Annotated in this window: 9 protein-coding genes and 1 pseudogene; 6 read left to right on the forward strand and 4 right to left on the reverse strand. The window is 61.1% G+C overall.

Annotated features, from left to right (window positions below):
• Positions 1-20: 20 nt before the first annotated feature.
• Positions 21-485, forward strand: coding sequence for a MucR family transcriptional regulator (locus tag H0241_RS19695; RefSeq protein WP_181059261.1), 465 nt, complete (start codon positions 21-23; stop codon positions 483-485).
• A gap of 84 nt (positions 486-569) precedes the next feature.
• Here the strand turns inward: H0241_RS19695 and H0241_RS19700 are convergent.
• Positions 570-1,908 (reverse strand): annotated as a pseudogene (locus H0241_RS19700) (IS5 family transposase).
• A 544-nt stretch (positions 1,909-2,452) separates the two neighbouring features.
• Complete coding sequence (locus H0241_RS19705; protein ID WP_181059264.1) at positions 2,453-2,665, reverse strand: cold-shock protein; 213 nt, start codon at positions 2,663-2,665, stop codon at positions 2,453-2,455.
• Positions 2,666-3,891: 1,226 nt separating this feature from the next.
• Between H0241_RS19705 and H0241_RS19710 the strand changes: the two genes are divergently transcribed.
• The 3 genes from H0241_RS19710 (at position 3,892) to H0241_RS19720 (ending at position 8,481) form a co-directional block, all read left to right on the forward strand.
• Positions 3,892-5,163 carry a M16 family metallopeptidase gene (locus H0241_RS19710; protein ID WP_407941758.1) on the forward strand — a complete coding sequence of 424 codons (1,272 nt, stop codon included), beginning with the start codon at positions 3,892-3,894 and terminating at the stop codon, positions 5,161-5,163.
• Position 5,164: 1 nt separating this feature from the next.
• Entirely contained in the window at positions 5,165-6,565 is a 1,401-nt protein-coding gene (locus H0241_RS19715) for a M16 family metallopeptidase (RefSeq protein ID WP_181059268.1), read from the forward strand.
• A gap of 458 nt (positions 6,566-7,023) precedes the next feature.
• Positions 7,024-8,481, forward strand: coding sequence for an NAD-dependent succinate-semialdehyde dehydrogenase (locus H0241_RS19720; RefSeq protein ID WP_181059360.1), 1,458 nt, complete (start codon positions 7,024-7,026; stop codon positions 8,479-8,481).
• A 1,240-nt stretch (positions 8,482-9,721) separates the two neighbouring features.
• Here the strand turns inward: H0241_RS19720 and H0241_RS19725 are convergent.
• Together H0241_RS19725 and H0241_RS36420 are read right to left on the reverse strand one after the other, a co-directional pair.
• The gene (locus H0241_RS19725) at positions 9,722-10,156 is read right to left on the reverse strand and encodes a DUF2285 domain-containing protein (RefSeq protein WP_235984366.1); all 435 of its coding nucleotides are present in this window, start codon (positions 10,154-10,156) and stop codon (positions 9,722-9,724) included.
• 124 nt (positions 10,157-10,280) lie between these two features.
• Entirely contained in the window at positions 10,281-10,553 is a 273-nt protein-coding gene (locus tag H0241_RS36420) for a transcriptional regulator domain-containing protein (RefSeq protein WP_407941759.1), read from the reverse strand.
• Between the two features lie 173 nt (positions 10,554-10,726).
• Here H0241_RS36420 and H0241_RS19730 point away from each other — a divergent pair, with 173 nt between their 5' ends.
• Together H0241_RS19730 and H0241_RS19735 are read left to right on the forward strand one after the other, a co-directional pair.
• Positions 10,727-11,269, forward strand: a complete 543-nt coding sequence (locus H0241_RS19730) for a hypothetical protein (protein WP_181059272.1) — start codon at positions 10,727-10,729, stop codon at positions 11,267-11,269.
• Positions 11,270-11,745: 476 nt separating this feature from the next.
• On the forward strand, positions 11,746-13,899 hold the full coding sequence (locus H0241_RS19735; RefSeq protein ID WP_181059274.1) for a prolyl oligopeptidase family serine peptidase: 2,154 nt from the start codon (positions 11,746-11,748) through the stop codon (positions 13,897-13,899).
• Positions 13,900-13,958 lie beyond the last annotated feature (59 nt).

Below are 13,958 nucleotides of genomic sequence, written 5' to 3' on the forward strand. Positions count from 1 at the left end.
TCAAGCTGCCGGAGCGTTTCATGACAGAAGAAGCCGACAAAAATATTGACAGCCTCATCGAACTCACAGCCGATGTCGTCTCAGCCTACGTCTCCAACAACCCGGTTCCGGTGGGAGATCTCCCTGCTCTGATCGGTCAAGTGCACGAGGCACTGAAAGGCACGGCCGGGAGCGTCTCTGCAGAAGAGCCCCAGGCCCTTAAGCCTGCTGTTCCAGTCAAGAAGTCGGTGACACCGGACTACATCATCTCACTTGAGGACGGGAAGAAGTTCAAATCCCTAAAGCGTCATCTGTCGACCCACTATGGACTGACGCCGGATCAATATCGCGCCAAATGGGGTCTGCCGGCGGATTATCCAATGGTCGCACCGAATTACGCTGCGGCGCGCTCGGCATTGGCCAAGACGATGGGGCTCGGCCGCAAACCGAAAGAGCCGGAAACGCCGGTGCCGGCGAAGCGGACCCGCAAGAAGGCGGATGCCTGATTTCCATTTGACTAGACAGAATTCGTACTGAAGCGCGCGGCGGCCACCGGCTTTCTGAATAGTCGACCGTGAACAATGCGGGTCCTAAGCCGTAAGCTGCTTTTGCCGGATGTGAGGCGCAGCGATCAAGAGCCACAAAAATTGCTTCAGCCAAGTGAGCAGGAGGTAGAAGTTGTAGCCGGCGGCCGCCAGGATGGCGTTGATCGCATCGCCCTGGGTATGGGCGAGGTAATTGCGACCCATTCTATGTTCGCTCTTGATGTGGCCGATCACCGGCTCGACAGCCGATCGTCGTCGCATCTGGCGCTTGATGGCCGGGGTCACGCGGCGCTTCTGACCGGCGGTGAAGACCCTCAACTTGTGGCTTTGCGGCGCGTTATGGCCGCGGTAGCCGGCGTCGGCGAGGATGCGCTGCGTTTCGGATCCGATGATCCGTTGCATGTCCGGGATGACCGTTGCCAGGGTATGGCCGTCATAGGGGTTCCCTGGGAGCGCCATGGCGTGCAGGGCGAACTGACCGCCCTTTGAGCGCATAAGCGTCGTCGCCACGGACACCTTCACCCCGAACTCGTAGGGCGCATGCGCCTTGCCCTTGCCTATGCATTCGACCTCCGGCGCATGCAGGCTCCAGATCTTGCGGCCGCGCTGGCGCTGCCTGTGCTCCAGAATGGTCGAGGCCTGGTAGAGCGGCCAGCGGAAGATGGCCTCGAGCGCCGCCTCGTTGGTGATCTGGCGGGAGATGTCCCGGATGATGCGCCCTAGATAGGTCCTGAGCCTGCGCAGGGCTTTGTTGGCCCGCTTGAATTGTTTGGCATGGGCGTAGCGCTGATACATGATCAGCGCCCGCTTGCCGACCCGGACATAGGACTGGCGCAGGTCGAGCCCCGCCTTCCTGGCCAGGCGAACGAGCCGCTCGCGGGCGCGATGAAAGAGCTTGGCGTCGGTCGGAAACATGACGTTCTTGGGCTGCACGGTGGTGTCAACGATGACCCGGCGCGTATCCTGCGGCTTCATGGCCCCGGTCTTGACGGCGACCGCCAGGCTTTCCTGCAGCAGGGCTGCAATCCGCTCCTCGCCCATGCGGCTGCGCCAGCGCGTCATCGAGGAGCGGTCGAACGGCAGCTCGTGGCGGAAGAACTCCTCGCCGCACAGGTACTGGAAGTACGGGTTCTCGATCCAGCGCGCGCACAGCACCTCGTCCGACAGGTTGAAGGTGTGCTTGAGGATGGCGAGCCCGGCCATCAGCCGGGTCGGCAGCGGCGGCATTCCGGGCCCGTCGCAATAGACCTCGCCGAAGCGCGCCTCCAGCACCGGCCAGTCGATGGCGCGGGCCAGCCGCACCAACTCGTGGTTCATGTTGAGGATCTGATCAAGGCGGGCGCGCCTGTTCTCCCGCCTCGCGCCGTTCACGTGGTCTGCCCATCGCCTGGCTCCGATTCACTGCGATGAAAGCAGTGAATCACGCTTCGGCAGGCAGGGAAATCGCAAACTGGAATTGCAAGAAAACTACCCACAAACTGGCCAGTTCCTGCAATTCCGAAATCTGCAAATCGCGCGTTTCCTATGGAATATCAGCAGCTTCCGAATTCTTCACGGTCGACTGAATATAAAGGCCGGGACTTGCCGCGCCTATTTGCGCCGCCTTTGGCGGACACACATTTTTGCTGCTGGAGATGGAGCGTGGTGGGCGCTACTCGGCCCGACCAGGCGATGCCTGCTGTCGATCTTCGATGAAGTCTTGGCGCCCGATCCAGTCCAATAGAGCGACTAATCGTTGCTTGTGCGACACCGCAGTGCAATGGCTTTCGGCGTGGTACGGGCCAGGTTCGCCGGGCGAACCGCTTGGCGTGCGGTTCTGCCCCTTTTCCAAAACGACACTGCCTTGCGCTGATGTTGAACCGCTCGCTCAGGAGATCGCCGAGGAGAAACGGTCCTCTGACGCTTGGGTCGCGGCCGCAGCAGAAAAGTCAGCCAGCTTTGCTGAGGTTGCCAGCGGAGGACTTGCCGGTGCGGCGGTCCTGTTCAATTTCATAGTTGACCTTCTGGCCGTCAGCGAGGGTTGAAAGGCCCGCGCGCTCGACGGCAGAAATGTGGACGAAAACATCCTGACCGCCATTGTCGGGCTGGATAAATCCAAACCCCTTGGTACTGTTAAACCACTTCACTGTTCCAGTCGCCATATGCGTAATCCCTTGTAACAATTGCATCCGTGGAAAGGCCGTCAGGCCGCTCCGACTTCCCACCAATACTGCGGTCGGAGGCCCAGCAAAAGTAAAATATTCCAAAAACCCGGCATGAGGCTGCCGATGATTGAGCACCCATCATGACCGCCTATCGCCGGGCCGTCTGTCCGGTGCTGACGCTGGCGAATCGGCACACAGCCGGCAGATTTCGGCGCCTCCGCAATGCGTTGCGCCGTGGACTGACACGTTCAGAACGCACGGGGCTGTTACCAATCAGACATCTGGGATGCGCTGTCGAGCGTCCCAGCGCTGCGGTCAGGCACTGGAGAGCCTCGCGGCAGCGCAGGTTTTTGCCTCACACTTAGGTGCCATTCCAGCCGGGTAAACGCAGTTGCTTGCGCTCAGGCTTGATGCTGGACGTTGGTTGGGGATTGTTGCTCAGACGACGAAAAGACCCGTCGGCCTCACTGCTTTGTCTGAGTAGGCGACGTTGAAGCTGTATTGGAGAGCCGTGTAGACATCGAAAAATACAGCGGTCGGATCCTGCTCGACGCGACCTGACCAGTTTCACGCCAGAGAGACGCAGGCACGGCTTCTCGGACGCACCGCCCGATCAGCACGCAGCTCGCCGCTACCCCAGCGAGCTATGACGTTCTGCGACTACGCCAACGCACAGCGCCGGTCCGCACTGGTGGCGGTAGACTCAACGTTTGTTCCTACAACGATATCGTCCCAAGCCGCAGCCGCTTCAGCGTGCGGCACTGTCCGATGTCCGACAATGTCGGACACGTCGCGTAGCAAAGTCGATTGGTACACATTGGCGCAATGGCTTTCTCGTCTGGCACGCGACGTGCGGGGCTTCGGCATCCGCGTCACAGACCAAGGAGAAGTCGTTCATGATCTCAGCCAAAAATACCGCCGCCAGTTCCCCGGACGCATTCAAAGATGACGTTCGAGCAGGGCTGGGCAAGACGAAGACGGCCCGGGCTCGGCGCCGCCCATCGACCCACTTACTCTCAGAACGGGGGGCGGGACCGCAACGCCTTCAGAATGGGAAACAGATCACTTGGCCTCGATACTCGCCTGTCACCCTGCCGCAAGCGAAGCCATCGATCAGACTTGGGTTACGTTGGCTATGCAGGGCCTTCATTGCGACCGCGCTGGCACTCACGTCGACTACTGCGGTTCTAGCCGCCTCCGATGACGGCAAGGTAACGGATTTCGTGCTCGACAACGGCATGCAGGTCGTGGTGATTCCCGACCATCGCGCGCCGATAGTCACTCATATGGTCTGGTACAAGGTCGGCAGCGCCGACGAGCAACCTGGCAGTTCCGGTCTAGCGCATTTCCTCGAGCATCTGATGTTCAAGGCGACCAGCAACCATGCCGCCGGCGAGCTCGACCGTGCTGCAGCGGCCATGGGCGGCTCCATAAACGGCTTCACCAGCAGCGATTACACCGCCTATATCGAGACGGTGCCGCCCTCTGGGTTGGCTGAGATGATGAGTTTCGAGGCCGATCGGATGCGCAATCTCACCCTCAGCCAGGAGGTCATCAATACCGAGCGCGACGTCATCCTGGAGGAGCGTCGTATGACCACGGACAGCGACCCGGCGGCGGTACTGGAAGAGGAGGTCGACGCGACGCTCTGGCAGAACCAGCCCTACCGAATGCCGACAATCGGCTGGATGGCGGAGGTGGCTAGGCTAAGCGGCGCCGATGCATTTTCCCTCTACGACAAATACTACCAGCCCAACAACGCCGTGCTGGTGGTGTCAGGCGACGTCGACCCTGAGACGGTCAAAGCGCTGGCCGAGATGACCTACGGCAAGGTGGCACGTGGGCCGGATCTGCCGCCGCGCAACCGGCCGGTCGAGCCGACGCAGGACACCAAGCGCGCAGTGCTGCTTAGCGATGTGCGGATTTCGGTGCCGCGCTTTTCGACACATTGGGTGGTGCCCTCTTATCACACGGCAAAGCCGGGCGAGGCCGAAGCGCTCGATCTGTTGGCCGAGATTCTCGGTGGCGGCGATGGAAGCCGCCTCTACCAGGCGCTGGTGGTGGAACAGGGCATCGCCACCGAGGCCGGAGCCCATTTTCATGGCACCATGCTACCTGGCGCCGGGAGCGCAGTGCTGGACGCGACCAAATTCACGATCTACGGCGTGCCGCGCGGTGATGCCAAGCTTACCGATTTGAAAGCTGCAGCCGAGGCCGAGGTTGCCCGCATCGCCTCGAACGGTGTCAGCGACGACGAGTTGGACAGGGCGAAGGCCCGCTATGTCAGTTCGATGATATTCGCCCAGGACGACCAGGACACCATGGCCATTATATATGGCTCTACGCTTGCCGCAGGCGGCAGCGTGAAAGATGTCCAGGAATGGCCGGATCGCATCCGCAAGGTCACTGCCAGTCAGATCCAGGCTCTCGCCGCCCGCTATTTGGTGCCGGGCCGTTCGACCACCGGCTATCTCTTGCCCAAGACGGAGAAATGACATGAGAGCGCCCCAATACCGCGGCACCCACGAACATAGCTTGCCTTTTCCGCTTGTCGTGACACACGGCGGGGTCCCCGGCCCAAGGACCGCGCTGGCCATTTTTCTCCTCGCCATTCTCTTCCTTGTCCTCCCCCCGCTCACCGCCCATGCGGCGATGAGCATCCAAGAGGTGAAGTCTGCAAAAGGCATCAACGCTTGGCTGGTGGAGGACCACACAAACCCGATTATCACCATCAACTTCTTCTTCGACGGCGGCACCACCCAGGATCCGCCGGGCAAGGAAGGGCTCGCCAATCTGATGGCGCGCCTGGTCCCACAGGGTGCTGGCGATCTCGACGGCGATGCCTTCCAGACAAAGCTGGATCGTGCCGGCGCCACTATGACCCTCGAAGCACAACGCGACGGCGTTCACGGCGCGATGAGCATGCTTTCCTTGCGGAAGGATGCCGCTTTCGACCTGTTGGGGCTAGCGCTCAACAGGCCGCGCTTCGAGCAGGAGGCAACCGACCGCATCCGCGCTCAGATCCTCTCCGGCATCATCGGCAATGAGAACGAACCGAACGCGATCGCTGAGCGCGAATGGCTAAGCGTGCTCTACGGCAGCCATCCTTATTCGAGGCCGGAAGAAGGCACAAAATCAGGCGTCGCCGGCGTATCACCAGCCGATCTCAGGGCCTCCCACAAGGCCACTTTCGGCCGTGATGGGCTCCATTTTGTCGTGGTGGGCGATATTGATGCCAACGCGCTGCGGGAAAAGCTCGACCAAGTCTTCGGCGAATTGCCTCCGACGCAGGCGCTCGCTCCCGTCGCCGATGTCACGCCGCAGCTCGGCCAGCAGGTCAAGGTGAAATACGACCTGCCGCAGACCTCGCTTACATTGGCTTACCCCGGCGTGAAACGCGATGCGCCGGACTTCTACGCCGCAATGCTGATGAACGATATTCTCGGCGGCTCGGCCTTTACCTCCCGCCTGTTCCAGGAGGTGCGCGAAAAGCGTGGCTTCGCCTACTACGTCCACTCCGATCTTTTCCAACAGCAGCATTCCGAGACGCTGCTGGTTAGGACCGCGACGCGCCCGGACCGCGCCGCCGAGACGCTCAGCCTGGTGCGGGACGTCGTGAAGCAGATGGCAGAGCGCGGACCGACGGAGGCCGAACTCGCGGCGGCAAAGAAACACCAAATTGGCGCCTATCCCATCAACTATCTGAATTCCTCCGCCTCGATTGCAGCCACGCTCCTCGATATGCAGCTCAATAATTTCGGCATCGATTACATCCAGCGCCGCGCCGGCCTCATTGAAGAGGTGACGATCGAGCAGGTGAAGGCGGTAGCGAAAAAGCTTCTTTCGACCGAGCCCGCCATTATGATAGTCGGCCCGCACCTGGAGCACAAAGGTTGAGGAGATCACTTCGCCTTCCTTCTCTCCTTTGAAGGCAGGCGCGTGGAGCAAAAGTTCTAGCCGGTGCCTCACGGGATCGTTGGGCGCCGGCGGAGTGGTTCGGTGGACACCAGGGCATTCCTCAGTTAGGCGACCTATCCGAATTGTGGGCCGCTTCTTCTCATGCCAATCTCTCTTGTGGATACAGAACGCCGATCGTGGCGCGCTTTGCAGCCAAGGCCGCCTGCAGGCACTGCCTGCCGGCGGCGATTCCGTTTCCGTTGTGCAAGCTTGGCCGAACGATCTCGCCTGCCATTGACCGGAAACTTTTAAACCAGCTGGCTTTGTAGTGGCTGCATTGGACTACCAGCTGTCCAATCAAGGCCCTATAACCGAAGCGGCCGCGCGCAATACACACCGCACCTGCTAGAATACCCGCTGCGTCGAGGAGGAGTCCGGTATTGCCCCTGCGCCCGCCGATGATGCGTCACTTGAAATCGCCCGACCTGTTTGGACCCATTGATCGCCTACCAGCACTCGGCCTGTCGACTGGCGAGCGGACATTTGAGGTCATCAACCCATCGACCGGTGAAGTCCTGGCAGAACTTCCCGATATGGGTGTCGAAGAGACGCGTGCTGCGACTGACAAGGCCTATGTCGCACAGCCTGGATGGGCGGCTCTGACCGCACGTGAGCGCAGTGACGCTTTGTGGCGTTGGCATCAGTTGATCATCGAACACGCCGACGACCTCGCCGCCATACTCACCGCGGAGATGGGCAAGCCGCTATTCGAAGCCAAGTCTGAGGTTTCGCATGCGGCCGCATACCTGCAATGGTATGCGGAGGAGGCCAACCGGATTTATGGTGAGACGATCCCCGCACCATCGAGGGACCGTCGCATGCTGGTCATCAAGCAGCCGATCGGTGTCGTTGGCACGATCACGCCATGGAACTTTCCGGCCTCGATGGTGGCGCGCAAGATCTCGCCAGCCTTGGCGGCGGGCTGCACGATCGTGCTCAAGCCCGCCGATCAGACGCCGCTCGTGGCTGGCGCAATGTTCGCCCTCGCCCATCAGGCCGGCTTTCCGGAGGGCGTCGTCAACCTGATCTATTCGTCCAAAGCTGATGCGGTTGGCCGCGAACTCTGCGCCAATCCCAAGGTCCGCAAGATCAGCTTCACCGGTTCCACCGAAGTCGGGCGTCTGCTGATGCGCCAGTGTTCGGACCAGATCAAGAAGGTCAGTCTGGAGCTGGGCGGCAATGCACCTTTCATCGTCTTCGATGACGCCGATCTAGATGCTGCCGTTGACGGGGCAATCCAGGCAAAGTTCCGCAATGCCGGTCAGACTTGCGTTTCGGCGAACCGCCTTTACGTGCAGTCGCAGGTTCACGATGAGTTCGTTCAAAAATTCGTGGAGAGAGTCCGGCAATTGTCGGTTGGCGACGGCTTCGCTCCAGGAGTGGACATCGGACCACTCATCGACAAGGACGCTGTGGCCAAGATCGAATCCCACATCGCAGATGCCGTTGCCAAAGGAGGCACAATCCGATGCGGGGCCGAACGCATTGACAAGCGAGGCACGTTTTTCGAACCGACAGTGCTCACCGGGATTTCCAGCGTGATGGCGGTGGCGAGGGAGGAGACATTCGGGCCGCTGGCGCCGATCATTCGCTTCGACGATGCGGATCAGGTCGTGCGTGATGCCAATGACACGATCTACGGGCTCGCGGCGTACTTCTATGCATCAGACCTTAAGCGTGTCTGGCGTGTGGCCGAGGCATTGGAATATGGCATGGTTGGCATCAACACGGGGCGCATGTCTTCGGAAGCAGCGCCCTTCGGGGGGATAAAGCAGTCCGGTATCGGGCGGGAGGGGTCCCGCCATGGTCTCGAGGACTATCTCGAAATGAAATACCTCTGCATTGGTGGCATCTGAACAACCCGCTTGCGAAGTTCGCGGATTGGGACGAAAGCGATCTCCGAATATAGGCCTCGATTGGGAGCCGACGGGCGGCTCCGCAAGCCGAGCAAGACGCAACGTGGCAGCCCAAAACGCGTGTAGCTCAATTTATCGCGGAAGCGCGGGGCGACATCCCGACGAGCGCGCAACTTCGTCAAGGGGAGAACTACGTCAGGACCGGTCCTGGTCGAAAATGGGGACGAAGCGATCCACGCCGTCAGATCGGAAGAGGCGCTCGGCATAGTTCGGCGGTCGCAGAAATCGCCAAAACGAGCCAGGTCGATTCTGCACGCTGGCGGAGCTCAATTGGCATCGTCGATGGCTGGCCCCAACAGCGACATCATCCAAGCGCCGAGCTGGACCGCCGCTGCTTCGCGCCTACGCATACGCTTGCTGGCCATTGAGGAGGAGAAGGTGAGATCCACGAGGATCCAAGCTTCCATAATTGCTCAGCAACTGAGCCATTCTGCCGATGCAATCGCAACAGAAGTCACTGCATTTTTTATTGCAGTATGCTCTCAGCGGCTTCAGCCAAAAGGGCCAAGACGCCAGACAAAAGTGTCGCAAAGCCGACAAAGCCGACACAATTGTCGGAAGTCGTCCAGCACTCTGAGCGTGAAAAGACCACCGCTTGCGCACAGGACCGCTGCAAGCGCTCTGACGTGTCCGGTCGTAGTAGCCGGCCGCCGCGGCAAGACGACGTGCACACGAGCTTCAAAGGCGAGATCAAGAAAGACGTTCGTCATAGACGCCGCAGGCCCAAACGGCCAAGCGCTGCGCAAGACTTGCTCATAGGCGGGCCGCACCAGGCGGATAAACGCTTGCCCGGCAGTGACTGAGGTCACTGCCGGGCGCCGGGTCTGCCTTGGGAGGCATAAGGCAGCGCCAATTCGGACCAAGGGGGGATCAGTCCGTGCGCGCCTCGCAGATGGCCTTGCATGTACCGTGCCAAAGGGAAACCATTGAAAAGCCTCCCCAGGATTAGCTTCGCTGTGTTTGTGTCCTCTACATTGTCTGCTCCAGCGCACCGATGTCAGCTCAACGCCGGTCCGTACGAACCAACGCCTCCGAGTGCCCAGTCGATCTTCATCTCGGCTTTGACGGCTCGAACAGAGCGCGCCCGCAAGGTGCTTCTGCCAGATCGACGGGCGAACTGGCGGCGACCGTGCACTCGCTGCGAACTGTTCGCCGGCTGAACGCACAGGGCGGATCGTCACTATGTGAGGAAATCCCTGTATCCGCCATTCATGAGCGCGCGGCCACGAGCGACGGCGCGGCGAATGCGGTCGCGAAGATGATCGCGAGGATCGCTCCAATCGGCGTCGACGCGCCGTTGACCAACCAGAACTTCGGCGAGCTCGCGATGTGAGGCTCCAGCAAGTGAGCCGTCGAGCGCACGAAGGACGAAGGTCAAACGGGAGCCGCGTTTTTCCACGGAAAACAAGCGGGCGGGCAGCTGTTGATCCAGACTCAGAGCATTGAGGCACTCCAGCGCCCTCAGCCGATGCTTCGAAAGCGTCGCAGGCCAGATCGCCTCGGTGCGCAGCGCAACAGGCAGCAAGATGTCCGCGCCCTCGACAGCGAGCTGGAGAGTATGCTCGCTGTTGCCGAGGAGCACATGTTGGCTCTTGTCCCGGGCCAGCAGGACCATTGCACGACACGCCAACGCCGCCAGGTCGAATGGCGATGTCGTCGAGCATGCAGACGCCTGTTGCGCGACGACCGGAAGCACATGGACGCACCCGCGCGGACACCAGAACACGGCAGCACTGCGCTCACAAGACTCGGCGAAACAGAACACCCCACTGCGATAGGTCGCCTGCCGACGCAATCACGTCCAGAAAGGCTCCGCGCGACAGAGCATTGGCCTGCTGGCGAACAGCGCTAAGATCGCGCTGGAATGCCGGATTGCGGCGCAAGAACTCCCAAGCCCAGCCGCGCAGCGTCAGACGAGCGGTGTAGTCGTAGGATCTTTCATCCTGCCACTCAGCCTGATCTGCGTATGCCAGAAGAACTCTAGGCATTGCTGTGAGGCCGTCCGAGGTCATGCCACTTGGCAAAGCACCGGCGCCCAAAGCATGGGACCATCGATGCGACCGTTTCGTCCCACCGTGTGGGATTGGGATTGTGCAGGACGGGAGCGGTGCGCACCAGCGACCCCACCGCCAAAACCGCACAGCAACAGGGAGGGCGGCCCGAGCGAGTCAGAGGAATCGGCTTCTTGACCGCTATCTCCTCATGCGCTCCATTCCAGACCGTCCACGAGTACGCGGTTGCGCGGACGCTGGATGGTACGTCGCTTGTCGTTAAAGTTGTCGTGGCGCACGGCGCAATGAGCTCGGTCATCGAAAGGCCTCCTCAGGGAAATTTCCCGCCATTGGAGGCGAACCTTCAGGCTGTGGCAGCCTGTAAAGTTGCACAGGTGAAGCTGATCAACCGAGAAACGACCGGCAGACGCGCGCAATGGTTTCTGATTGTGCTCACGCCGAACGTGCTGTGCGGCGGTTATCGAGATGGAATGAAGCCGTGCGCCGTGACCGGGGTGCAGCCAATTTCCCGGACAGACTTGCTCCGCAATGTGCATCGCAGGAATACCGTAAACGCCAGCGGCAGCGACACACCGTGGCCGTCTCGCCAAAAACTTCACCGAGCCGGAGCGTCCGGTCTACTGACCATCGTCCATATTGGATGCGGGCTGCAGTTTCAAATTGCCCAGTCCCACGCGTGCGTTCGAATTCGGCGTGCTGCCGCGACAATGATCTGAGGGACCTCAAAGCGGATGGTGAACGGGAGCCGCGCAAATCTAGGTCGACCAACCGGTCGCCATCCCTGTTCCTCGGGTTTACCGCCTGCGGCGTGTTGATTTGACCACGCAGCCGCCTTGATCGCTCAGATGGTGCGTCAGCTCACGGCGTGGCAGCCAATTAAAAGCCGGGTACGTGGAGCGTGTTTTGGAGTGAAGGTGCAGACCGTTGGTGTGTTTTCGCAGCAGTGATTGTCGGATCCTCGACAATGTCGGACATGAGATACGCCGCTATCACATGACGGCGTTGTTCTGAAACGTTCTCCCAGTTGGCACGGCACATGCAGTCCCTAAGCGCAAAGCCATTGCCGCGCTGGGACTGGGAGACAGAACTCATCCATGATCACCTTCACCGAACCTGCAGTCGACGCCGCAAACACTGAGCTTTCCCGAGCGGACCAAAGCACTTGCGCTTTCACTCCGCGGGTTGTCCGCACATGACTACATTCGATTACCGTCCAACGACGGATGCTCCCGACGACGATCCTTATCTCTGGCTTGAAGATGTAGAGGGCGAACAGGCACTCGACTGGACCGCCAGCCAGTCGGCCAGGACACAGCGGGACTTCGGTGGAACGCAGCTCGCGCGCGACCAGAACGCGCTTACAGCGATTTTCGACGCACCCGACCAGATTCCCCAGATCACGCGCTGCGGTGAGTACCTCTATAACTTCTGGCACGATGCCGCAAATCCGCGCGGGCTGTGGCGCCGAACCACCCTACCCCTCTACATGAAGGCGGATTCCCGGTGGGAGCTCCTGCTCGATCTGGACGCCCTCGCCGCTGACGACGCAGAGGACTGGGTATGGGGCGGCGCGTCGATCGAGCCCGAGAGACGGGAACACGCCGTTCTGCGCCTGTCGCGCGGCGGCAGCGACGCGGTCGTGCATCGCGAATTCGACATGCGGTCTCTCGGCTTTGTCGCCGATGGTTTCAATCTCCCGGAGGCCAAGGGGAGCATTGACTGGCTCGACCCCGACACGCTTCTGCTTTCCAGTGCGCTTGGCGAGGGCATGGCCACCAGCTGCGGCTACGCGCGAACGGTGCGGCTGTGGAAGCGAGGCGCGGACCCGCTCACCGCACCGGTGGTTTTTGAGACTGCCGAGTCCAATAGCGTGTATGCCCTTTTGGACCGTACCGCGGAGTGCGAGCGCGTTTGGTTCATCGAAAAGCCGGCCCACTTTGAAGAGATAGTCCGAATCGGCGACAGGAGGGGGCCGAAGATTTTGATCGACCTTCCGCGGGACGCCTGGTCGGATGGCTTCGGCGACTGGCTGGCGGTAAAGCCGCGCAAAGCATGGACCGTTGCCGGGACGACCCATGCGGCCGACGCGCTGATCGGCATCTCGCTTTCGTCCTTCATCGCCGGCGAGCGCGATTTTAGGACCCTCTTTGAACCAGGCGATAGGCGCTCCGTTCAGTCATTCTTCTGGAATGACGGGAAGCTCATCATCTCCTACCTCGTCAACCTCGTTCCGCGTTTCGAGATGTTCACGCCCGGCGCCCAGGAATGGACGCGTCACGCTCTGGACGCCGTGCCTGGTGAAGGGACAGTTGACCTCTGGTCGCTCGATGCGGAACGGCACGAGACCAACGGAGAGGTCCTCATTTTGGCTGAGGACCCGATCACACCACGGCAGCTTCTCCTGTTCGACCTCAACGCCGCGCCGCGTCTCGGCGCTCCAGCAATCCTGAAGCGCAGCCCAGAGAATTTCGACGCATCCGGGCTGGTCGTCACGCGCCACGAGGCAGTCTCGATTGATGGTGAAATGATCCCCTACACGCAGGTCGGCCCGGCCAGCGGGAACGGGGATGCCCCGGTTCACCTCACCGCCTATGGCGGGTTCGGCATATCGCTCCTGCCCGAATACAACTCTTCGATCGGCAAGCTGTGGCTCGAACGCGGCGGCACCTCGGTGGTGGCTAACATTCGGGGCGGCGGCGAGTTCGGCAGCCGTTGGCATGACGCGGGCCGGAGGGAGGGCAAGCGTCTCGCCCATGACGATTTTGCCGCGGTTGCCGCCGATCTCGTGCGAAGGGGCGTCACACTGCCGAGGCGGATTGCCGCCGAGGGCGGCTCAAATGGCGGACTTCTGATCGCCAATATGCTTACCCGTTACCCTGAGCATTTCGGCGCGCTGTTCTGCACAGTTCCGCTTGTCGACATGCGCCGCTACACCAAGCTTTTGGCGGGCGCGAGCTGGATCGATGAATTTGGCGATCCCGACAAGCAGCAGGATTGGGCTTTCCTCAAAGAGATCTCCGCCTATCACGCGGCGGCGCCGGGACAGCCCTACCCGCCCATCCTGCTCGCGACAACGATGCGGGACGACCGCGTCCACCCGGGCCACGCACGTAAGATGGCCGCAAAGCTGCAGGCACTTGGCTATCCCGCTTACTTCTACGAGCCCGGCGCGGGCGGCCACGGCCGCGGCACGAACAACCGGGAGCGGGCCGCCTTCACTGCCCTGAGCAACTATTTCCTTCGAAGTGCGATCGGCTGGCAAAACGATGGCGTGAGTGGAGGAAGACCCGCAACCGGCGCCTCAAAAAGTGAACAGCGGACGGCAACTGCGAGGACGGCGCAGTAGTGCGTGTACAGTTTACGAAAACGCCCGCCAGCGTCTGTAGCTACAGGTGACTACTTGCG

It is taken from the genome of Mesorhizobium neociceri, from assembly GCF_013520985.1.
Lineage (GTDB): Bacteria > Pseudomonadota > Alphaproteobacteria > Rhizobiales > Rhizobiaceae > Mesorhizobium > Mesorhizobium neociceri.

Excerpts from the sequence above, each read along its gene's own strand:
- H0241_RS19695 (WP_181059261.1), top strand. The coding sequence starts at position 21 with ATGACAGAAGAAGCCGACAAAAATATTGACAGCCTCATCGAACTCACA.
- H0241_RS19705 (WP_181059264.1), bottom strand. The coding sequence starts at position 2,665 with ATGGCGACTGGAACAGTGAAGTGGTTTAACAGTACCAAGGGGTTTGGA.
- H0241_RS19715 (WP_181059268.1), top strand. The coding sequence starts at position 5,165 with ATGAGAGCGCCCCAATACCGCGGCACCCACGAACATAGCTTGCCTTTT.
- H0241_RS19720 (WP_181059360.1), top strand. The coding sequence starts at position 7,024 with ATGATGCGTCACTTGAAATCGCCCGACCTGTTTGGACCCATTGATCGC.
- H0241_RS19725 (WP_235984366.1), bottom strand. The coding sequence starts at position 10,156 with ATGGTCCTGCTGGCCCGGGACAAGAGCCAACATGTGCTCCTCGGCAAC.
- H0241_RS36420 (WP_407941759.1), bottom strand. The coding sequence starts at position 10,553 with ATGACCTCGGACGGCCTCACAGCAATGCCTAGAGTTCTTCTGGCATAC.
- H0241_RS19735 (WP_181059274.1), top strand. The coding sequence starts at position 11,746 with ATGACTACATTCGATTACCGTCCAACGACGGATGCTCCCGACGACGAT.